Annotated in this window: 18 protein-coding genes; 15 read left to right on the forward strand and 3 right to left on the reverse strand. The window is 71.1% G+C overall.

Annotation, left to right across the window (positions count from 1 at the left end):
• Positions 1-35 precede the first annotated feature (35 nt).
• A complete protein-coding gene (locus ACWDBE_RS09225) occupies positions 36-821 on the reverse strand; it encodes a pyrimidine reductase family protein (RefSeq protein ID WP_449789320.1) in 786 nt (261 codons plus the stop codon).
• 172 nt (positions 822-993) lie between these two features.
• Between ACWDBE_RS09225 and zapE the strand changes: the two genes are divergently transcribed.
• From zapE to ACWDBE_RS09245, 4 genes are all read left to right on the forward strand, one after another.
• Positions 994-2037: a cell division protein ZapE gene (zapE, locus tag ACWDBE_RS09230; protein ID WP_449807676.1), complete on the forward strand. Its 1044-nt coding sequence runs from the start codon at positions 994-996 to the stop codon at positions 2035-2037.
• Positions 2038-2074: 37 nt separating this feature from the next.
• Positions 2075-4165 (forward strand): excinuclease ABC subunit UvrB, encoded by a 2091-nt coding sequence (gene uvrB, locus ACWDBE_RS09235; RefSeq protein ID WP_449789321.1) that lies wholly within the window; start codon positions 2075-2077, stop codon positions 4163-4165.
• A 266-nt stretch (positions 4166-4431) separates the two neighbouring features.
• Positions 4432-5010, forward strand: coding sequence for a TerD family protein (locus tag ACWDBE_RS09240; protein WP_392878548.1), 579 nt, complete (start codon positions 4432-4434; stop codon positions 5008-5010).
• A gap of 201 nt (positions 5011-5211) precedes the next feature.
• On the forward strand, positions 5212-6192 hold the full coding sequence (locus tag ACWDBE_RS09245; protein ID WP_449789322.1) for a TerC family protein: 981 nt from the start codon (positions 5212-5214) through the stop codon (positions 6190-6192).
• A gap of 82 nt (positions 6193-6274) precedes the next feature.
• On the opposite strand, the gene ACWDBE_RS09250 is transcribed toward ACWDBE_RS09245, so the two are convergent.
• Positions 6275-6928, reverse strand: a complete 654-nt coding sequence (locus ACWDBE_RS09250) for an MBL fold metallo-hydrolase (protein ID WP_449789323.1) — start codon at positions 6926-6928, stop codon at positions 6275-6277.
• A gap of 45 nt (positions 6929-6973) precedes the next feature.
• A complete protein-coding gene (locus tag ACWDBE_RS09255; RefSeq protein ID WP_449807616.1) occupies positions 6974-7726 on the reverse strand; it encodes a maleylpyruvate isomerase family mycothiol-dependent enzyme in 753 nt (250 codons plus the stop codon).
• 268 nt (positions 7727-7994) lie between these two features.
• On the opposite strand from ACWDBE_RS09255, the gene uvrA reads away from it, so the two are divergent.
• The 11 genes from uvrA (at position 7995) to ACWDBE_RS09310 (ending at position 21083) form a co-directional block, all read left to right on the forward strand.
• Positions 7995-10907 (forward strand): excinuclease ABC subunit UvrA, encoded by a 2913-nt coding sequence (uvrA, locus tag ACWDBE_RS09260; protein ID WP_449789325.1) that lies wholly within the window; start codon positions 7995-7997, stop codon positions 10905-10907.
• Between the two features lie 126 nt (positions 10908-11033).
• Positions 11034-11471, forward strand: a complete 438-nt coding sequence (locus ACWDBE_RS09265; RefSeq protein WP_449807617.1) for a Rieske (2Fe-2S) protein — start codon at positions 11034-11036, stop codon at positions 11469-11471.
• 84 nt (positions 11472-11555) lie between these two features.
• Positions 11556-13607, forward strand: a complete 2052-nt coding sequence (uvrC, locus tag ACWDBE_RS09270; RefSeq protein ID WP_449807618.1) for an excinuclease ABC subunit UvrC — start codon at positions 11556-11558, stop codon at positions 13605-13607.
• A 118-nt stretch (positions 13608-13725) separates the two neighbouring features.
• Positions 13726-14610 (forward strand): RNase adapter RapZ, encoded by an 885-nt coding sequence (rapZ, locus tag ACWDBE_RS09275; protein ID WP_380455137.1) that lies wholly within the window; start codon positions 13726-13728, stop codon positions 14608-14610.
• 63 nt (positions 14611-14673) lie between these two features.
• Positions 14674-15771 (forward strand): gluconeogenesis factor YvcK family protein, encoded by a 1098-nt coding sequence (locus ACWDBE_RS09280; RefSeq protein WP_449807677.1) that lies wholly within the window; start codon positions 14674-14676, stop codon positions 15769-15771.
• Entirely contained in the window at positions 15762-16742 is a 981-nt protein-coding gene (whiA, locus tag ACWDBE_RS09285) for a DNA-binding protein WhiA (RefSeq protein WP_360340925.1), read from the forward strand. The genes ACWDBE_RS09280 and whiA overlap by 10 nt, the downstream gene beginning before the upstream one ends.
• 359 nt (positions 16743-17101) lie before the next feature.
• A complete protein-coding gene (gap, locus tag ACWDBE_RS09290; protein ID WP_449789328.1) occupies positions 17102-18109 on the forward strand; it encodes a type I glyceraldehyde-3-phosphate dehydrogenase in 1008 nt (335 codons plus the stop codon).
• Between the two features lie 154 nt (positions 18110-18263).
• Positions 18264-19475: a phosphoglycerate kinase gene (locus ACWDBE_RS09295; RefSeq protein WP_449807619.1), complete on the forward strand. Its 1212-nt coding sequence runs from the start codon at positions 18264-18266 to the stop codon at positions 19473-19475.
• A gap of 5 nt (positions 19476-19480) precedes the next feature.
• A complete protein-coding gene (gene tpiA / locus ACWDBE_RS09300) occupies positions 19481-20266 on the forward strand; it encodes a triose-phosphate isomerase (RefSeq protein WP_449807620.1) in 786 nt (261 codons plus the stop codon).
• Positions 20267-20353: 87 nt separating this feature from the next.
• Positions 20354-20590, forward strand: coding sequence for a preprotein translocase subunit SecG (gene secG / locus ACWDBE_RS09305; protein WP_449789331.1), 237 nt, complete (start codon positions 20354-20356; stop codon positions 20588-20590).
• A 205-nt stretch (positions 20591-20795) separates the two neighbouring features.
• Positions 20796-21083 carry an RNA polymerase-binding protein RbpA gene (locus ACWDBE_RS09310; RefSeq protein ID WP_223245297.1) on the forward strand — a complete coding sequence of 96 codons (288 nt, stop codon included), beginning with the start codon at positions 20796-20798 and terminating at the stop codon, positions 21081-21083.
• The last annotated feature ends 55 nt before the right edge of the window (positions 21084-21138 follow it).

Below are 21138 nucleotides of genomic sequence, written 5' to 3' on the forward strand. Positions count from 1 at the left end.
CCCCCGGGCCCCGGCATCGCATAACGGGCTCACGATCAGGGGGTCACGGGGTCATCCGAACCCGGGCGACGCAGGTAGCGGGTGAAGAGGAAACCTTTCTGCTCGATCAATGAGACCAGCCGCATCCGCTGCACGTCCGGCATTTGCGCATCGTGGAGGATGCGCGGCGCGTCGCCGCCGGTGAGCAGCGGGGCCAGCGACAGGCACAGCTCGTCCAGCAGGCCGGCCGCCGCGAGCTGCCCCAGCAGGCGCGGGCCGCCCTCGGTCAGCAGGCGGGTCCAGCCCCGCGCGGCCAGGGCCGCCACGCCCGCCCGCAGGTCCACCGCGCCGGTGCCGGCGAGCACCAGGTCGGCCACCTCGGCGACCGCCCGGCGGCGCTCCTCGGAGGCGTCCTCGGTGGTGATCACCACCGTCCTGACCAGCGGTTCGGTGAACAGCGGAGCCGTCAGGTCCAGCTGCAGCGAGCGGCTCACCACGGCGATCACCGGGGCGGGCGCCTGCCCGGCCGCCGCCCGGGCCGCCGCGAACTCCTTGCGCGCCCTGGCCGGCCGGTAGCCCTCGGCGCGGACCGTCTCCGCGCCCACCAGTACCACGTCCGACAGCGCCCGCAGCACCCCGAAGATCCGCTTGTCGGCGTCGCCGGAGAGGCCCTCGGAGAGCCCGTCCAGCCTGGCCCCGCCGTCCAGGCCGGACACCATGTTGGCGCGCAGCCAGGGGCGCCCCTGATTCACCTGTTCGGGGTACGCGTACACGGCGGCGAGCGATTCCAGTGCGGCCGGATCCTCGAGCCGCCCGTCCAGCGGGCTGATCAACTGTTGCATGTCCTCAGTCTTCCACCGCGGCCCCGGCGCCGTCCGGGGGCCGCGGGCCGAGGGCCGTCCGGGGCCGCGGGCCCCGCGTCCGGACCCGTGCGTCGTTCGGACGGCTCACCCGGCAGGCGTACCCTCTACTGATGTGCCCGCAGCCTCCCACTCCGCAACCGCGCCCGAGCCGATAACCGCCGCCCCCGTGTCCGGCTCCCCGATCGCGCTCACCGACCGCCGTCCCGTGGTGCCCGCCGAGCGGCTGGTCGCCGAGATGGTCCCGCCGCCCCGGTTCGCCGACGTGAGCTTCGGGACGTACATCCCGGACCCGATCCAGCCGAGCCAGTACGAGGCCGTCCAGGTCCTGGAGCAGTTCGCGGCCACCCTCGGTGGAGGAAACGGTTCCGCGCCCAAGCGCAGCTGGTTCCGCCGCTCCGCCCCCGCGCCCACCGGCCCGGCCGGGGTCTACCTCGACGGCGGCTACGGCGTCGGCAAGACCCACCTGCTCGCCTCGCTCTGGCACGCCGCCCCCGGCCCCAAGGCCTTCGGCACCTTCGTCGAGCTGACCAACCTGGTCGGCGCGCTCGGCTTCCAGCAGGCCGTGCGGACCCTCTCCGGCCACACCCTGCTCTGCATCGACGAGTTCGAGCTGGACGACCCGGGCGACACCGTGCTGGTCTCCACCCTGCTCGGCCGGCTGGTCGACAACGGCGTGAAGCTGTGCGCCACCTCGAACACCCTGCCGGAGAAGCTCGGCGAGGGCCGCTTCGCCGCCGCCGACTTCCTGCGCGAGATCCAGGGCCTGTCCGCGCACTTCCGCCCGATGCGGATCGACGGCCAGGACTACCGCCACCGCGGCCTGCCGGACGCCCCGCCGCCGTACACCGACGAGGCCGTCGCGGCCGCCGCGGCCCGCACCCCCGGCGCCTCGCTGGACGACTTCGACGCCCTGCTCGCCCACCTCTCCGCCGTCCACCCCAGCCGCTACGGCGCGCTGCTGGACGACGTCACCGCGGTCTGCCTGCGCGGCGTCAAGCAGGTCGACGACCAGTCCACCGCGCTGCGCCTGGTCGTGCTGGCCGACCGGATGTACGACCGCGAGCTGCCGATCACCGCCTCCGGCCTGCCCTTCGACCAGGTCTTCCCGGAGGAGATGCTGCGCGGCGGCTACCGCAAGAAGTACCTGCGCGCCATCTCCCGCCTGGTCGCCCTCGCCCGGGACAGCGCCGGGTAGGACCCCGCTTGTCGGTGGTGGGTCGTACCGTTGAGTGGTGCGTCCCATCACGAGTATTGAGCGGTCCGTGGCGCCCTTCGAGGTCGTCAGCCCCTTCCAGCCGAACGGCGACCAGCCGGCGGCGATCGCCGAGCTGGAGCGGCGGATCAGGGGAGGGGAGAAGGACGTCGTGCTGCTCGGTGCCACCGGCACCGGCAAGTCGGCCACCACGGCCTGGATGATCGAGAAGCTCCAGCGGCCCACCCTGGTGATGGCGCCGAACAAGACGCTGGCCGCCCAGCTGGCCAACGAGTTCCGCGAGTTGCTGCCGAACAACGCGGTCGAGTACTTCGTCTCGTACTACGACTACTACCAGCCCGAGGCGTACGTCCCGCAGACGGACACCTACATCGAGAAGGACTCCTCGATCAACGAGGAGGTCGAGCGGCTGCGCCACTCGGCGACCAACTCGCTGCTCACCCGCCGGGACGTCGTCGTGGTCGCCTCGGTCTCCTGCATCTACGGCCTCGGCACCCCGCAGGAGTACGTGGACCGCATGGTGCGGCTGAAGGTCGGCCAGGAGATCGACCGGGACGACCTGCTGCGCCGCTTCGTCGACATCCAGTACGCCCGCAACGACGTGGCCTTCACCCGCGGCACCTTCAGGGTCCGCGGGGACACCATCGAGATCTTCCCGGTCTACGAGGAGCTGGCCGTCCGGATCGAGATGTTCGGCGACGAGATCGAGGCGCTGTACACCCTGCACCCGCTCACCGGCGAGATCATCAGCCAGGACGACTCGGTCTACGTCTTCCCCGCCTCGCACTACGTGGCCGGCCCCGAGCGGATGGAGCGCGCGGTCAACGGCATCGAGGCGGAGCTGACGCGGACCCTCGCCAAGCTGGAGAAGCAGGGCAAGCTGCTGGAGGCCCAGCGGCTGCGGATGCGCACCACCTACGACATCGAGATGCTGCGCCAGATCGGCACCTGCTCGGGCGTCGAGAACTACTCGATGCACTTCGACGGCCGCGAGCCCGGCTCCCCGCCGAACACCCTGCTCGACTACTTCCCGGAGGACTTCCTCCTGGTCATCGACGAGTCGCACGTCACCGTCCCGCAGATCGGCGCGATGTACGAGGGCGACGCCTCGCGCAAGCGCACCCTGGTCGAGCACGGCTTCCGGCTGCCCTCCGCGATGGACAACCGCCCGCTGAAGTGGGAGGAGTTCCTGGAGCGGATCGGCCAGACCGTCTACCTCTCGGCGACGCCGGGCCCGTACGAGCTGTCGCGCGGCGACGGCCAGGTCGAGCAGATCATCCGCCCGACCGGCCTGATCGACCCCGAGGTGATCGTCAAGCCGACCGAGGGCCAGATCGACGACCTGGTGCACGAGGTCCGCAAGCGGGTCGAGCGGGACGAGCGCGTCCTGGTCACCACGCTGACCAAGAAGATGGCCGAGGACCTCACCGACTACATGCTCGGCCTGGACATCCGGGTCCGGTACCTGCACAGCGACGTGGACACCCTGCGCCGGGTGGAGCTGCTGCGCGAGCTGCGGGCGGGCCGGTTCGACGTGCTGGTCGGCATCAACCTGCTGCGCGAGGGCCTGGACCTGCCCGAGGTGTCGCTGGTGGCGATCCTGGACGCGGACAAGGAGGGCTTCCTGCGCTCCGGCACCTCGCTGATCCAGACGATCGGCCGCGCGGCCCGCAACGTCTCCGGCCAGGTCCACATGTACGCGGACAAGATCACCCCCGCGATGGAGAAGGCCATCGACGAGACCAACCGCCGCCGGGCCGTGCAGCAGGCCTACAACAAGGAGCACGGGATCGACCCGCAGCCGCTGCGCAAGAAGATCGGCGACATCCTGGACACCCTCGCCCGCGAGGACGTCGACACCGACGAGCTGCTCTCCACCGGCTACCGCAACCAGGGCAAGGGCAAGGCCCCGGTGCCGGCGCTGGGCGCGGAGCGCAAGCCGGGCAAGTCCCTGCCGGCCGCCGAGCTGGCGGACCTGATCCAGGAGATGACCGACCGGATGCACACGGCCGCCGCGGACCTCCAGTTCGAGGTCGCGGCCCGGCTGCGCGACGAGGTCAAGGAGCTGAAGAGGGAACTGCGGCAGATGCGCGAGGCCGGTGTGGCGTAGGTACGTCGGAGGGGAGCCTCCGCGCGGCGAACGGTCCTGGCCGGAATGGCACCGGTCAAGAGCACAGGTGTCTCAGCCTTGCCACAAACGGGGAAACCCGGGGAAGGGCGGGGTGCCGCAGGCCCTAGGCTGGCCTGCGGCACCGTGCCCGCGGGACGGGATCGCGGGCCGTACGCAGAGGGGGCCTCAGCCGGGGGACGGCGACGGGGTGTTCCACCGTGGAGCCGCGCGGGTGTGACCGCGCGGCCGGCAGAGAGGACAACGTCGTGTCGGTGAACCTGGCGAAGGGCCAGAAGGTCAGCCTCCAGAAGGGGCAGGGCGGCACCCTGACCGTGGTGCGGATGGCCCTGGGCTGGCAGGCGGCCCCCAAGCGCGGGCTGTTCGGCAGCCGAACCCGGAAGATCGACCTGGACGCCTCGGCGCTGCTGTACGCCGAGAAGACCCCGTCCGACGTGGTGTTCTTCTCGCACCTGGAGAGCAACGACGGCTCCGTCCGGCACACCGGCGACAACCTGGAGGGCGGCTCGGGGGCCGAGGACGACGAGGCGATCCTGGTCGACCTGGTGCACGTGCCGGTCAACATCACCCAGGTGGTGTTCACGGTGAGCTCGTACACCGGGCAGACCTTCGCCGAGGTGCAGCGGGCGCACTGCCGGCTGGTGGACGAGACCACCGGGCTGGAGCTGGCCCGCTACGAGCTGGCGGGCGGCGGGCCGCACACCGGGCAGATCATGGCCAAGGTGGTCCGGGACGGCAACGGCGGCTGGGAGATGCAGGCGATCGGCGCGCCGGCCAAGGGGCGCACCTTCCAGGACCTGCTGCCGGCGATCGAGCCGTTCCTGTAGCCGGGCCTCCGGGTTCTTTACCTTCTTTACCATTCCTTGGCTGTCCTGTTACTCTCGTTGGCAGCGGAGGGGAGTATTCCTCGACAGCCGACCCCGTCATCACGGGTGCCCGTCGCGGCACCCCGGGGCGCTGGCCCGATGGGCGGAAGAGACCTCCGGCAGTGACGATGACCGTCTCGCCTACCTGCCGGAGGAGCAGTAGTGGACGTTTCCGTAACCATGTGGGTTTCCACGATCCTGGTGCTGATCGCACTGGTCGTGGCCGACTTCTTCATCGGAGGGCGCAAGCCGCACGAGGTCTCGATCAAGGAGGCCGGGATCTGGACGGCCGTCTGGGTCGCCCTGGCGGTGCTCTTCGGCGGCTTCCTCTGGTGGCACTCCGGCGGGGAGCCCGCCGGTGAGTTCTTCGCCGGCTACATCACCGAGAAGTCGCTCAGTGTCGACAACCTCTTCGTGTTCATCCTGATCATGGGCAAGTTCGCGGTGCCCAGGATCTACCAGCAGCGCGTACTGATGTTCGGGGTGATCATCGCGCTGGTGCTCCGGGCGGTGTTCATCGCCGGCGGCGCCGCGCTGGTCTCCCAGTTCTCCTGGGTGTTCTTCATCTTCGGCGGCTTCCTGATCTGGACGGCCTGGAAGCTGATCAAGGAGGCCCGCGCCGAGGAGGAGGGCGAGGAGGAGTTCGAGGAGAACCGCGTCCTCAAGTCGATCACGCGGCGTTTCCCGGCCACCGACGACTACCGCGGCACCAAGCTGTTCGTCCTTGAGAACGGCCGCCGGCTGATCACCCCGATGCTGATCGTCATGCTGGCGATCGGCACCACCGACGTGCTGTTCGCGCTGGACTCGATCCCGGCGATCTTCGGCCTGACCCAGGACCCGTACATCGTCTTCACCGCCAACGCCTTCGCCCTGATGGGGCTGCGCCAGCTGTACTTCCTGATCGGCGGCCTGCTGAAGAAGCTGGTCCACCTGTCGTACGGCCTGTCGGTTATCCTCGGCTTCATCGGCGTGAAGCTGGTGCTGCACGCCGCGCACGAGGCCGGCGCGACGTGGGCCCCGGAGATCGGCATCCCGTTCTCGCTGGGCTTCATCGTGGTGGTGCTGGCGATCACCACCTTCACCAGTCTGCGGGCCTCGAAGAAGGCCGAGCGCGAGGAGCGCGAGAAGCTCGACGCCTGATCCGCCGGGTGCACGCCGGGGCCCCCGCGACCGCTTCCGGTCGCGGGGGCCCGGTGTCCGGCGGGGCGTTCGGCGGGGCGGGCTACCAGCCGCGCTCGCGCCACTCCTCGAGGTGCGGGCGCTCGGCGCCGAGGGTGGTGTCGTTGCCGTGGCCGGGGTAGACCCAGGCCTCGTCCGGCAGGACGTCGAAGATCTTCTCGGTGACGTCGCGGTAGAGGGTCCGGAAGGCCTCCGGGTCCCCCCAGGTGTTGCCCACGCCGCCGGGGAAGAGGCAGTCGCCGGTGAAGACGTGCGGGTGGCCCTGGGGGTCGTCGTAGATCAGCACGATGGCGCCCGGGGTGTGCCCGACCAGGTGCCGGACGGTCAGTTCGACCTCGCCGACCCGCAGCTTGTCGCCGTCGGCTAGCAGCAGCTCGGTGGGGACGTCGATGCCCTCGGCGTCGTGCTCGCCGGCGGCGGTGCGGGCGCCGGTGGTGGCGACGACCTCGGCCAGCGCGCCCCAGTGGTCGTGGTGCCGGTGGGTGGTGACCACCGTCTCGAGGTCGTCCCCGACGGTCTCCAGCAGCACCGGCGCGTCGGCGGCCGCGTCGATCAGGAGCTGTTCGTCGGTGGCCCGGCAGCGCAGCAGGTAGGCGTTGTTGTCGTACGGGCCGACGGCCACCTTGGTGATGATCAGGTGGGCCAGTTCCCGCACGTCCGGCGCTCCGCCGACCTTGACCGCTCCGTGGTACGTCATCCGTTCGCTCCCTCTGCAGTGGCTCCTGGGATCATCCTCGCGCCGTCAGCCCATCGGGGGAAGCTGGGGGAGGGCGGTGTCGGGGGTGCGGCGCAGGCCGTCCCCGGCGGAGCGGCCGGAGAGCCAGGCGGTCAGCGCGCGGACCGGACCCTCGACGGTCAGGGACACCTCGCCGGTGCCGATCACGGCGCGGTCCCCGGTGTCGTCCGAGACCAGCTCGACGGCCGGCAGGCCGGCCTCCTCGGCCAGCCCCTCGGAGAGCTTGCGGAACTGGGCGACGGCGAAGGACTCCGGCCAGTGCGCGGGGGTGTACCCGGCGTCCAGGTCGACGTGGTGGTACTCCAGCTCCACCACGCGCTTGGCCGGGATGTCGCAGGCCGGGAAGACGTAGCCGAAGCGGTGCCTGACCTCGGCGGCCCAGGCCTCGGGGCCCAGCAGCGCGGCGGCCTCGGCGAAGCCGGCGTGGGAGTCGCGCAGGTCGGCGAGCTGGACCTCCAGCGGCCGCGGCGCGTCGCGCTCGATGCCCTCGTCGCGGGCCTGGTGGCTGGCGTACTGGGGGATGTCGGTGCCGGTGCGGGCGCCGTTCAGCAGGTTGACCAGGGAGTCGGCGTTGCGGGCGAGGTGGGCCAGCACGTGGCCGCGGGTCCAGCCGGGCAGCGCGGAGGGCTCGGCGAGGGCCTCGGGCTTCAGTTCGGCCGCGGTGTGCAGCAGGTGCCGGGTGCTCTCCTCGACCTGGGCCAGGTGCCGGGTGGCGGAGGCGGCGGCGGACTGCGGGTCGGTCGGCTGCGGGTCGGTCATCGAATCTGCCTTCCGTGACGAGACGGCGCGTTGCCCCTGCGGGGCTTCGCTCGTTGACCAGGTGACGCTACCGCCGAATCGGGGCCCTGAGCAGGGGTATTTCGGTCCGGGTGCGGACCGTCCCGGGGCGGCCCTCACTCGTTCGGGTGGTCCCCGCTGGACAGAGTCGAGATTCGAACGTCTGAGCTATAGGCTGGCTGCCGCATCCTGGAAGAAGTACCGATACTCACCGCAAGCCGTCTCGCCCCGGAGAAAGGCGCCAGAAGCAGTGGCCGACCGCCTCATCGTCCGCGGTGCTCGCGAGCACAACCTCAAGAACGTCTCGCTCGACCTGCCCCGCGACTCCCTCATCGTCTTCACGGGCCTCTCCGGCTCCGGCAAGTCCTCGCTCGCCTTCGACACGATCTTCGCCGAGGGCCAGCGCCGCTACGTCGAGTCGCTGTCCTCCTACGCACGTCAGTTCCTCGGGCAGATGGACAAGCCCGACGTGGACTTCATCGAGGGCCTCTCCCCGGCCGTCTCGATCGACCAGAAGTCCACCAACCGCAATCCCCGTTCGACCGTCGGCACCATCACCGAGGTCTACGACTACCTGCGCCTGCTGTTCGCCCGGATCGGTAAGCCGCACTGTCCGCACTGCGGCCGCCCCATCGCCAAGCAGTCGCCGCAGGCGATCGTCGACAAGGTGCTGGAGCTCGCCGAGGGCACCCGCTTCCAGGTGCTGAGCCCGGTGGTGCGCGAGCGCAAGGGCGAGTTCGTCGACCTCTTCGCCGACCTCCAGTCCAAGGGCTACTCCCGCGCCCGCGTCGACGGCGAGACGATCCAGCTCGCCGAGCCGCCGAAGCTCAAGAAGCAGGAGAAGCACACCATCGAGGTGGTGATCGACCGCCTGACCGTCAAGGACAGCGCCAAGCGGCGGCTCACCGACTCGGTGGAGACGGCCCTGCGGCTGTCCGGCGGCATGGTCGTCCTCGACTTCGTCGACCTCCCCGAGGACGACCCGGAGCGCGAGCGGATGTACTCCGAGCACCTCTACTGCCCGTACGACGACGTGTCGTTCGAGGAGCTGGAGCCGCGCTCGTTCTCCTTCAACTCGCCCTTCGGCGCCTGCCCGGACTGCTCGGGCCTGGGCAACCGGATGGAGGTCGACCCGGAGCTGGTCGTGCCGGACGTCGAGCGCTCGCTCGACGAGGGCGCGATCCACCCGTGGTCGGCCGGGCACGCCAAGGAGTACTTCCAGCGCCTGATCGACGCGCTGGCCGAGGAGCTCGGCTTCCGCACCGACATCCCCTGGGCCGGGCTGCCCGCCCGGGCCAAGAAGGCGCTGCTGCACGGGCACAAGCACCAGGTGCAGGTCCGCTACCGCAACCGCTTCGGCCGGGAGCGCTCGTACAGCACCGGCTTCGAGGGCGCGATCCCCTTCATCCAGCGCCGGCACACCGAGGCGGAGAGCGACAGCAGCCGCGAGCGCTTCGAGGGCTACATGCGCGAGGTGCCCTGCCCGACGTGCCGGGGCACCAGGCTCAAGCCGGTGGTGCTCGCGGTCACCGTCCAGGACAAGTCGATCGCCGACGTCTCCTCGATGTCGATCAGCGACTGCTCCGAGTTCCTGGGCGCGATGAAGCTGAACGCCCGGGACAAGCAGATCGCCGAGCGGGTCCTCAAGGAGGTCAACGAGCGGCTGCGCTTCCTGGTCGACGTCGGCCTGGACTACCTCTCGCTGGACCGCGCGGCCGGCACCCTGTCCGGCGGCGAGGCCCAGCGCATCCGGCTGGCCACCCAGATCGGCTCCGGCCTGGTCGGCGTGCTGTACGTGCTGGACGAGCCGTCCATCGGCCTGCACCAGCGGGACAACCACCGACTGATCGAGACGCTGGTGCGGCTGCGCGACATCGGCAACACCCTGATCGTCGTGGAGCACGACGAGGACACCATCAAGACCGCGGACTGGGTGGTCGACATCGGCCCGGGCGCCGGCGAGCACGGTGGCAAGGTGGTGCACTCCGGCTCGCTGAAGCAGCTGCTCACCAACAAGGAGTCGCTGACCGGCCAGTACCTCTCCGGCAAGCGGTCCATCCCGATCCCAAGCTCCCGCCGCGAGCGGGACAAGAAGCGCCAGCTGACCGTCCACGGCGCCCGCGAGCACAACCTCAAGGACGTCACGGTCGGCTTCCCGCTCGGCACCTTCACGGCGATCACCGGTGTCTCCGGCTCCGGCAAGTCGACGCTGGTCAACGACATCCTGTACACCCACCTCGCCCGGGAGCTGAACGGCGCCCGCAGCGTGCCCGGCCGGCACACCCGGATCACCGGCACCGACCAGGTGGACAAGGTGGTGCACGTCGACCAGTCGCCGATCGGCCGCACCCCGCGCTCCAACCCGGCCACCTACACCGGGGTGTTCGACCACGTCCGCCGGCTCTTCGCGGAGACGCAGGAGGCCAAGGTCCGCGGCTACCTGCCCGGCCGGTTCTCCTTCAACGTCAAGGGCGGCCGCTGCGAGAACTGCTCGGGCGACGGCACCATCAAGATCGAGATGAACTTCCTGCCGGACGTCTACGTGCCGTGCGAGGTCTGCCACGGCGCCCGGTACAACCGGGAGACGCTGGAGGTCCACTACAAGGGCAGGTCCATCGCCGAGGTGCTGGACATGCCGATCGAGGAGGCGCTGGACTTCTTCGAGGCCGTCCCGGCGATCGCCCGGCACCTGCGGACGCTCAACGACGTCGGCCTCGGCTACGTCCGGCTCGGCCAGTCCGCGCCCACCCTGTCCGGCGGTGAGGCGCAGCGCGTCAAGCTCGCCTCGGAGCTCCAGAAGCGCTCCACCGGGCGGACGGTCTACGTGCTGGACGAGCCCACCACCGGCCTGCACTTCGAGGACATCAGCAAGCTGATCAAGGTGCTCAGCGGGCTGGTCGACAAGGGGAACACGGTGATCGTCATCGAGCACAACCTCGATGTGATCAAGACCGCCGACTGGGTCGTCGACATGGGCCCCGAGGGCGGCTCCGGCGGTGGCACGGTGGTCGCCGAGGGCACCCCGGAGCAGATCGCCGCCGTCCCCGAGAGCCACACCGGCAAGTTCCTGCGGGACATCCTGCCGGCCGGCTTCACGGACGCCCCGGCCGCCGCCCCGGCGAAGAAGGCGCCGCGCAAGCGCGCGGCCGCCGCGAAGAAGTAGCTCCGCCCGCCCGCCCCGCCGTTCCCGGGCCACCCTGACAGCCAGGGGCACCCCGGGAACGGCGGGGCGGGCGCCGCATAGACTTCCGTGGTCCCTCGCAGCAGCAGCAACCGTAGGAGCACACCGATGTCCGAGGCCCCCGAGACCAGCCCCGCCGCCTCCCGCCGCACCCTGCTCTGCGGGGCCGCGGCCGTCCTGGCGGCCGGCGGCACCATGGCGGTCAGCGGATGCTCGTCCTCGTCCTCCTCCGACAAGGGCGCCCTCAAGGGCCCGGTCGACCTCGGCCCGGCCTCGGCCGTGCCGGAGGGCGGCGGCAAGGTCTACCGCGAGCAGAAGATCGTGGTGACCCAGCCCACCGCCGGCCAGTACAAGGCGTTCAACGCCCGGTGCACCCACGCCGGCTGCCTCGTGGACCAGGTGAAGGACGCCCAGATCCAGTGCCCCTGCCACGGCAGCCGTTTCGCCATCGCCGACGGCGCCGTGCAGGACGGACCGGCTTCCACCCCGCTGCCCGCCTACACCGTCACGGTCGAGGGCGGCAACCTCAAGGTGACCCCGAGCTGACCGAGTTGACCGCCTCACGACCGCCACGGTCCCCCTTGACGATCTCCGCCCCGTGGCCCCGGCCGCAGTCGGTACGGTGGACCCATGGCTGACCCGAGCACCTACCGCCCCGCGCCCGGTGCGATCCCGACGTCCCCCGGCGTCTACCGGTTCCGTGACGCCCACGGCCGGGTCATCTACGTCGGCAAGGCCAAGAGCCTGCGGCCGCGCCTGTCCTCCTACTTCCAGGACCTGGCCGGCCTCCACCCGCGCACCGCGACCATGGTCACCACCGCCGCCTCGGTGGAGTGGACCGTGGTCGGCACCGAGGTCGAGGCGCTCCAGCTGGAGTACTCCTGGATCAAGGAGTTCGACCCGCGGTTCAACGTCAAGTACCGCGACGACAAGAGCTATCCGGAACTCGCCGTCACCCTCAACGAGGAGTACCCGCGGGTCCAGGTGATGCGCGGGGCGCACAAGAAGGGCGTGCGCTACTTCGGCCCGTACGGCCACGCCTGGGCGATCCGCGAGACGGTCGACCTGCTGCTGCGCGTCTTCCCCGTCCGCACCTGCTCCAACGGCGTCTTCAAGCGCGCCCGCCAGGTCGGCCGGCCCTGCCTGCTCGGCTACATCGGCAAGTGCGCCGCGCCCTGCGTCGGCAAGGTCTCGGCGGACGAACACCGGGCGCTGGCCGAGGACTTCTGCGACTTCATGGCCGGACGCACCGGCAACTACCTGCGCCGGCTGGAAGAGCAGATGCGCGAGGCCGCCGCCGACCTGGAGTACGAGAAGGCGGCCCGGCTGCGGGACGACATCGGCGCCCTCAAGCGCGCGATGGAGAAGAACGCCGTCGTGCTCGCCGACGCCACCGACGCCGACCTGCTGGCCGTCGCCGAGGACGAACTCGAAGCCGCCGTGCAGATCTTCCACGTACGCGGCGGCCGGGTGCGCGGCCAGCGCGGCTGGGTCACCGACAAGGTCGAGGACGTCGACACCGCCGGCCTGGTCGAGCACGCCCTCCAGCAGCTCTACGGCGGCGGCGAGTCCGTCCCGCGCGAGGTGCTCGTCCCCGCCCTGCCGGACCCGGTGGAGCCGGTCCGCGAGTGGCTCGGCGGCCTGCGCGGCAGCCAGGTCGACCTGCGCGTCCCCCAGCGCGGCGACAAGAAGGACCTGATGGCCACCGTGCAGCGCAACGCCCAGCAGGCGCTCGCGCTGCACAAGACCAAGCGCGCCTCCGACCTCACCACCCGCAGCCGCGCCCTCCAGGAGATCGCCGACGCGCTGGAGCTGGACTCCGTCCCGCTGCGCATCGAGTGCTACGACATCTCCCACCTCCAGGGCGAGGACGTGGTCGCCTCCATGGTCGTCTTCGAGGACGGCCTGGCCCGCAAGAGCGAGTACCGGCGCTTCCAGATCAAGGGCTTCGAGGGCCAGGACGACGTCCGCTCGATGCACGAGGTGATCAGCCGGCGCTTCCGCCGCTACCTCCAGGAGCGCGAGCAGACCGGCGAGTGGGCCGTCCCCGAGCCCGAGGAGGGCCCCTTCGAGGACGGCCGGCCCGAGGACGGCCCGCGCACCGAGGACGGCCGCCCCAAGCGCTTCGCCTACCCGCCCCAGCTGCTGGTCGTCGACGGCGGACAGCCGCAGGTCGCCGCCGCCAGGCGCGCCCTGGACGAACTCGGCATCGACGACGTCGCGCTGTGCGGCCTGGCCAAGCGCCTGGAGGAGGTCTGGCTGCCCGGCGAGGACGACCCGGTGGTGCTGCCCCGCTCCAGCGAGGGCCTCTACCTGCTCCAGCGGGTCCGCGACGAGGCGCACCGCTTCGCGATCAGCTATCAGCGCAACAAGCGTTCCAAGCGACTCACCGCCGGGGAACTGGACTCCGTCCCGGGCCTCGGCGAGACTCGCCGCCGGGCGCTGCTCAAGCACTTCGGTTCGCTGAAGAAGCTCAGGGCCGCCACCGTGGACGAGCTCTGCGAGGTACCCGGCATCGGACGCCGCACCGCGCAGACTGTTGCGGAGGCGTTGTCGTCCCGTACACCCGCCGCACCCGCGGTCAACACCGCGACCGGCGAGATCATCGAGGACGGGGTCGACGAGACTACCGAGCCGGTGGCAGCAGCACCCCAGACCGCACCATCCCAGGAGACGCCATGACGGCCGACGCCGCCCGTCAGCCGGTGTGCCCCGGCCCCGCCCGCCTGCCCGGGCCGGGGAAGGGCGGCCGAGCCGTACGCGTTCTCCCCAGCAGAAAGACCGAGAGCGGGGAACCGAAGTGACCGTGTCAGACGTGGCCGAGAACGCGCCGGAGCTGGTGATCATCTCCGGCATGTCCGGAGCCGGCCGCTCCACCGCCGCCAAGTGCCTGGAGGACCTCGGCTGGTTCGTGGTGGACAACCTGCCGCCGGCCCTGATCCCGACCATGGTCGACCTGGGCGCCCGTTCCCAGGGCAACGTCGCCCGGATCGGCGTGGTCGTGGACGTCCGCGGCCGGCAGTTCTTCGACGACCTGCTCACCTCGCTGGACGAGCTGGAGAAGCGCGGCGTCCGGCTCCGGGTCGTCTTCCTGGACTCCTCCGACGAGGCGCTGGTGCGCCGCTTCGAGAGCGTCCGCCGCCCGCACCCGCTGCAGGCCGACGGCCGGATCGTGGACGGCATCGCCCAGGAGCGCGACCTGCTGCGCGACCTGCGCGGCGAGGCCGACCTGGTGATCGACACCTCCAACCTCAACGTGCACCAGCTGCGCGCCAAGCTGGACGCCCAGTTCGCCGACCACGACGAGCCCGAGCTGCGCGCCACCGTGATGTCCTTCGGCTTCAAGTACGGCCTGCCCGTCGACGCCGACCTCGTGGTGGACTGTCGCTTCCTGCCCAACCCGCACTGGGTGCCCGAACTGCGGGCCCGCACCGGCACCGACGCGGACGTCGCCGACTACGTCTTCCAGCAGCCCGGAGCCAACGAGTTCCTGGACGGTTACGCCCAGCTGCTGCGCGTCATCACCGAGGGATACCGCCGCGAGGGGAAGCGCTACATGACGCTTGCCGTAGGCTGCACCGGTGGCAAGCACCGCAGCGTCGCCATGTCCGAGCGTCTGACCAAGCGTCTCATCGCCGACGGAGTCGAGACGGTGCTCGTCCACCGTGACATGGGACGGGAGTAACCGCCGCCTCCCTGCCGGGCCCGCCGGCGGAGCGGTCGGCGGGCCGAGGAACGCGAGGTGATTGTGGCGGGATACGTGCCCGGGCGGCAGCCGCAGAGCAGGACCGGTGACCGGGCGGGCAGCCCGGCCCGGCCCACGGCGCCGGGCCGCCCGCGCAGCAGTCCCGCCCGCACCAATCCGGCGCCCAGGATCGCCGCGCTCGGCGGCGGGCAGGGCCTGTCCGCCTCGCTGTCCGCGCTGCGCCGGCTCACCACCGACCTCACCGCCGTGGTCACCGTCGCCGACGACGGCGGCTCCAGCGGTCGGCTGCGCGAGGAGCTCGGCGTGCTGCCGCCGGGCGACCTGCGCAAGGCGCTGGCCGCGCTGTGCGGGGACGACGACTGGGGCCGCACCTGGTCCGAGGTGATCCAGCAGCGCTTCACCGGCAACGGCGAGCTCGGCGGCCACGCCGTCGGCAACCTGCTGATCGTCGCGCTCTGGGAGAAGCTCGGCGACCCGGTGGCGGCACTGGACTGGGTCGGCCGGCTGCTCAACGTGCAGGGCCGGGTGCTGCCGATGTCGGCGGTGCCGCTGGACATCGAGGCGACCGTCCGCGGCCACGACCCGCGGCACCCCACCGAGGTCACGGCCGTCCGCGGCCAGGCCCACGTCGCGGTGACCCCGGGCACCGTGCAGTCGATCCGGCTGCTGCCGGACGGGCCGCCCGCCGTCCCGGAGGCGGTCACCGCCGTCCGGGAGGCGGACTGGGTGGTGCTCGGCCCCGGCTCCTGGTTCACCAGCGTGCTGCCGCACCTGCTGGTGCCCGACCTGGCCAAGGCGCTCACCGAGACCCGCGCCCGCCGCCTGCTCACCCTGAACCTGGCCCCCCAGCCCGGCGAGACCGAGGGCTTCACCCCCCAGCGTCACCTGGAGGTCATCGCCGACCACGCTCCGGACCTCGCGGTGGATGCGATCCTGGTGGACGAGCGCGCCGTCACCGGCGGGGCCTTCGGCCAGGCCGACCTGGACGGCCTGGAGAAGGCCGCCGAGCGGATGGGCGCGGCTCTGGTACTCGGCTCGGTGGCCCGCACCGACGGGACGCCGCGACACGACCCCGAGCTGTTGGCGGCAGCGTACGACCGGATTTTCCGGACACATGGAAGGATCGGGCCATGGCGATGACTCCAGCGGTGAAGGACGAGATCAGCCGGCTCCCGGTCACCCGGGCCTGCTGTCGCAAGGCGGAGGTGTCGGCGATCCTGCGGTTCGCGGGCGGGCTGCACATCGTGAGCGGCCGCATCGTGATCGAGGCGGAGCTGGACACCGGAGCGGCGGCACGGCGGCTGCGCAAGGACCTGCTGGAGATCTTCGGGCACTCCTCGGACCTCGTGGTGATGGCTCCCGGCGGGCTGCGCCGCGGCAGCCGTTTCGTGGTCCGGGTGGTCAAGGACGGCGAGCTGCTCGCGCGCCAGACCGGGCTCGTGGACGGCCGCGGCCGCCCGATCCGGGGCCTGCCCCCGGCGGTCGTCTCGGGGGCCACCTGCGACGCCGAGGCGGCCTGGCGCGGGGCCTTCCTGGCGCACGGTTCCCTCACCGAGCCGGGCCGCTCCTCCTCGCTGGAGATCACCTGCCCCGGCTCCGAGGCCGCCCTCGCCCTGGTCGGCGCCGCCCGCCGGCTCGGCATCCCGGCCAAGGCCCGCGAGGTGCGCGGCGTGGACCGGGTGGTGATCCGCGACGGCGACGCGATCGGCGCCCTGCTGACCCGGCTCGGCGCGCACGAGTCGGTGCTCGCCTGGGAGGAGCGCCGGATGCGGCGCGAGGTGCGGGCCACCGCCAACCGGCTGGCCAACTTCGACGACGCCAACCTGCGCCGCTCGGCCCGCGCCGCGGTGGCGGCCGGCGCCCGGGTGGCCCGTGCGCTGGAGATCCTCGGCGACGAGGTGCCGGAGCACCTGGCCGCGGCCGGCCAGCTGCGGATGCAGCACAAGCAGGCCTCGCTGGAGGAGCTGGGCGCGCTCGCCGACCCGCCGCTGACCAAGGACGCGGTGGCCGGTCGGATCCGCCGGCTGCTGGCGATGGCGGACAAGCGGGCCTCCGAGCTCGGCCTGCCGAGCACCGAGGCGAGCCTCACCGACGAGATGGCGCTGAATTGACGCTCACGCTCCGTGACGAACACACGGCCGGTGCCCCGATCCGGGGCGCCGGCCGTCGGCGTTCCGGGACCGCCGTCCGGCCGCTTCCCGGACGGGGTCGCGGACGGCGTCCCGAACGGGTTTCCGGACCTGCCGGCACACCCGAATTGGTAGAGACCACTGGCCCGGGACCAACTGCCCGGCGGAGCAAGGCCGGACGGCCTGAAATCGGGTTTCGGCCGCGCCACGCCCGGTCTCGGCAGGCGGTGCGATGTGCCGTGCGAGGCCCCGGAGGGGTAGGGTCGTAGGCGGTCGGGGACTTCCCAAATCTCACCCCCGTCGGGCCTCGCGCCCGGCGTACCTAACGAGGAGATCGGTTCGTGACGATCCGGGTAGGCATCAACGGCTTCGGCCGCATCGGCCGCAACTTCTTCCGCGCGGTCAAGGCCCAGGGCGCGGACATCGAGATCGTCGGTGTCAACGACCTCACCGACACGAAGACCCTGGCTCACCTGCTCAAGTACGACACCACCCTGGGTACCTTCCCGGGCGAGGTCTCGCACACCGCGGACAGCATCACCGTCGACGGCCACACCTTCAAGGTGACCGCCGAGCGTGACCCCGCGAACCTCCCGTGGGCCGCCCTGGGCGCCGACATCGTCGTCGAGTCCACCGGCATCTTCACCAAGGCCGAGGCCGCGAAGAAGCACCTCGCCGCCGGCGCGAAGAAGGTCATCATCTCGGCGCCCGCCACCGACGAGGACGTCACCATCGTCCTGGGTGTCAACGACGACAAGTACGACGCGGCCAACCACCACGTCATCTCCAACGCCTCCTGCACCACCAACTGCGTGGCGCCGATGGCGAAGGTGCTGAACGAGAGCTTCGGCATCGTCAAGGGTCTGATGACCACCGTCCACGCGTTCACCAACGACCAGGTCACCCTGGACTTCCCGCACAAGGACCTGCGCCGTGCTCGTGCGGCCTCGCAGAACATCATCCCGACGTCGACGGGTGCCGCCAAGGCGACCGCCCTGGTCCTGCCGGAGCTGAAGGGCAAGCTGGACGGCACCTCGCTGCGCGTCCCGGTCCCGACCGGCTCCATCACGGACCTGGTCGTCACCCTGGAGCGCGAGGTCACCAAGGACGAGGTCAACGCGGCCTTCCAGAAGGCCGCGCAGGAGGGCCCGCTCAAGGGCATCCTGGCCTACACCGAGGACCCGATCGTCTCCTCGGACATCGTGAACGACCCGGCCTCCTGCATCTTCGACTCCAGCCTCACCATGGTCCAGGGCAACCAGGTCAAGGTGCTCGGCTGGTACGACAACGAGTGGGGCTACTCGAACCGCGTCGTCGACCTGGTCGCCCTCGTCGGCGGGCAGCTCTGACCTTGCGGGAGCTGACGTGATGTAGGGGCGAGGGCCCGGACGGCGTACGGTGCCGACCGGGCCCTCGTTCCGCGCTCAAGGACTTCTCAGGCGGCCCCTGCGCCGTGCCGCCTCACTGCGCATCAACCATCTCCCCAGGAGAAACCGAATCCCCGTGAAGACCATCGAAGAGCTCATCGAAGCCGGTATCGACGGCAAGCGCGTCTTCGTGCGCGCCGACCTGAACGTGCCGCTGGACGGTGACACGATCACCGACGACGGCCGGATCCGCGCCGTCGCGCCGACCATCGCCAAGCTGGCCGCGGCCGGCGCGAAGGTCGTCGTCGCCTCGCACCTCGGCCGCCCCAAGGGCGCGCCGGACCCGGCGTTCTCGCTCGCCCCGGCGGCCAAGCGCCTCGGCGAGATCCTCGGCAAGGACGTCGCCTTCGCCGCCGACACCGTCGGCGACAGCGCGAAGGCCGTCGTGGCCGCGCTGACGGACGGCGAGGTCGCGCTGCTGGAGAACCTGCGCTTCAACGCCGGCGAGACCAGCAAGGACGACGCCGAGCGCAAGGCCTTCGCCGAGCAGCTGGCCGCGCTGGCCGACCTGTACGTCGGCGACGGTTTCGGCGCCGTGCACCGCAAGCACGCCTCGGTGTACGACCTGCCGGCCCTGCTGCCGCACGCCGCGGGCGACCTGATCGCCACCGAGGTCGGCGTGCTGAGGAAGCTCACCGAGGACGTCGCCCGCCCGTACGTGGTGGTGCTCGGCGGTGCCAAGGTCTCCGACAAGCTCGGAGTGATCGACAACCTGCTGAAGAAGGCCGACCGGATCCTGATCGGCGGCGGCATGGCGTACACCTTCCTCAAGGCCAAGGGCCACGAGGTCGGCATCTCGCTGCTGCAGGAGGACCAGATCCCGACCGTCCTCGGCTACCTGGCCGAGGCCGAGCAGCGCGGCGTCGAGTTCGTGCTGCCGGCGGACGTCCTGGTCTCCGCCGACTTCCCGGACCTCAAGACCAAGGCCCCGGCGAACCCCTCGACCGTCGACTCGGACAAGATCCCGGCCGACGAGGAGGGCCTGGACATCGGCCCGAAGACCCGCGAGCTGTACGCGGCCAAGCTGGCCGACGCGGGCACGGTGTTCTGGAACGGTCCGATGGGCGTCTTCGAGCACCCGGACTACGCGAACGGCACCCGGGCCGTCGCCCAGGCCCTGATCGACAGCAACGCGTTCACCGTGGTCGGCGGCGGCGACTCCGCCGCGGCCGTCCGCATCCTGGGCTTCGACGAGAACGCCTTCGGACACATCTCGACCGGCGGTGGCGCCAGCCTCGAGTACCTGGAGGGCAAGACCCTCCCCGGTCTCGCCGCTCTGGAGGACTGAAACACATGACCGACCGTCTCCCGCTGATGGCGGGCAACTGGAAGATGAACCTCAACCACCTCGAGGCCATCCAGCACACCCAGAAGCTGGCCTTCGCGCTGGCCGACAAGGACTACGAGGCCGTCGAGGTCGCCGTCCTGGTGCCGTTCACCGACCTGCGCTCGGTGCAGACCCTGGTCGACGGCGACAAGCTGAAGATCAAGTACGGCTCGCAGGACATCTCGCAGCACGACGGCGGGGCCTACACCGGCGAGGTCTCCGGCCCGATGCTGGCCAAGCTCAAGTGCACCTACGCGGTGATCGGCCACTCCGAGCGCCGCCAGTACCACGGCGAGGACGAGGAGATCGTCAACGCCAAGGTGAAGGCCGCCTACCGCGCCGGGATCACCCCGATCCTGTGCGTCGGCGAGCCGCTGGAGATCCGCAAGGCCGGCACCCACGTCGAGTACACCCTGGCGCAGCTGGACGGCGGCCTGGCCGACGTCCCGGCCCACCAGGCCGAGTCGATCGTGGTCGCCTACGAGCCGGTCTGGGCGATCGGCACCGGCGAGGTGGCCACCCCGGAGGACGCGCAGGAGGTCTGCGCCGCCATCCGCAAGCGGATCGCCGAGCTGTACGACGCCGAGCTGGCCGGCAAGGTCCGGGTGCTGTACGGCGGTTCGGTGAAGTCGTCGAGCGCGGCCGGTCTGATGGCCAAGCCCGACATCGACGGCGGCCTGGTCGGCGGTGCCTCGCTGGACGCCGACGAGTTCGTCAAGATCGTGCGCTACCGTGAGCAGGCAGTAGGCTAACGCCGCCGCAGCAACGTAGGCTTTGGGGCCGGACCGCCGTACGCGGCCCGGCCCCTTCGCCGAAGATACGAGAGAGTTGGTCCCGTCGTGGTTCTCGGGTTCTCGATTGCCCTGATCATCTTCAGTCTGCTGATGATCCTGCTCGTGCTGCTGCACAAGGGGAAGGGCGGCGGCCTGTCCGACATGTTCGGCGGTGGCGCGATGTCCACCGGCGGCGGCTCGGCGGTGGCCGAGCGCAACCTGGACCGCATCACCATCGTGGTCGGCGCGGGGTGGTTCGCGTGCATCATCGTCCTGGGCCTGGTGCTGAAGTACCAGAGCTGACGTATCCCTGACGCCCCGTCGCCCGAGCGCCTATCCTGGGACGGTCGGGTGCGGAGGCGATGGTGGCGGATGCTTAACTCCTGCTTACACTAGGACGACTTTCGCCACCGACGCGCACCGCGGCGGGTCGGCGCACCAGTACGCAGGGAGTCAGACCGTGGCAAGTGGCAATGCCATCCGTGGCAGCAGGGTCGGGGCCGGCCCGATGGGCGAGGCGGAGCGCGGCGAGTCCGCCCCGCGCAACCGGATCTCCTTCTGGTGCGCGAACAAGCACGAGACCCGTCCCAGCTTCGCCGCCGAAGCGGCGATCCCGGAGACCTGGGACTGCCCGCGCTGCGGCTTCCCCGCGGGGCAGGACCAGCACAACCCGCCGGCGCCCTCGCGCAACGAGCCGTACAAGACCCACCTCGCCTACGTCCGTGAGCGGCGCACCGACGCCGACGGCGAGGCGATCCTGGCGGAGGCGCTGGCGAAGCTCCGCGGCGAGATCTGAGCGGAACGGCTCCGGCCCGGACAGCGGCAACAGCACGAAGGGCGCCACCGTCGAA

The organism is Kitasatospora sp. NPDC001132 (assembly GCF_053598415.1).

What these genes read in the sequence shown, in the direction of transcription:
- ACWDBE_RS09255 (WP_449807616.1), bottom strand. Translation starts at nt 7,726, where the DNA reads ATGACCGACCCGCAGCCGACCGACCCGCAGTCCGCCGCCGCCTCCGCC.
- ACWDBE_RS09225 (WP_449789320.1), bottom strand. Translation starts at nt 821, where the DNA reads ATGCAACAGTTGATCAGCCCGCTGGACGGGCGGCTCGAGGATCCGGCC.
- ACWDBE_RS09310 (WP_223245297.1), top strand. Translation starts at nt 20,796, where the DNA reads ATGGGCGAGGCGGAGCGCGGCGAGTCCGCCCCGCGCAACCGGATCTCC.
- tpiA (WP_449807620.1), top strand. Translation starts at nt 19,481, where the DNA reads ATGACCGACCGTCTCCCGCTGATGGCGGGCAACTGGAAGATGAACCTC.
- whiA (WP_360340925.1), top strand. Translation starts at nt 15,762, where the DNA reads ATGGCGATGACTCCAGCGGTGAAGGACGAGATCAGCCGGCTCCCGGTC.
- ACWDBE_RS09265 (WP_449807617.1), top strand. Translation starts at nt 11,034, where the DNA reads ATGTCCGAGGCCCCCGAGACCAGCCCCGCCGCCTCCCGCCGCACCCTG.
- ACWDBE_RS09250 (WP_449789323.1), bottom strand. Translation starts at nt 6,928, where the DNA reads ATGACGTACCACGGAGCGGTCAAGGTCGGCGGAGCGCCGGACGTGCGG.
- uvrC (WP_449807618.1), top strand. Translation starts at nt 11,556, where the DNA reads ATGGCTGACCCGAGCACCTACCGCCCCGCGCCCGGTGCGATCCCGACG.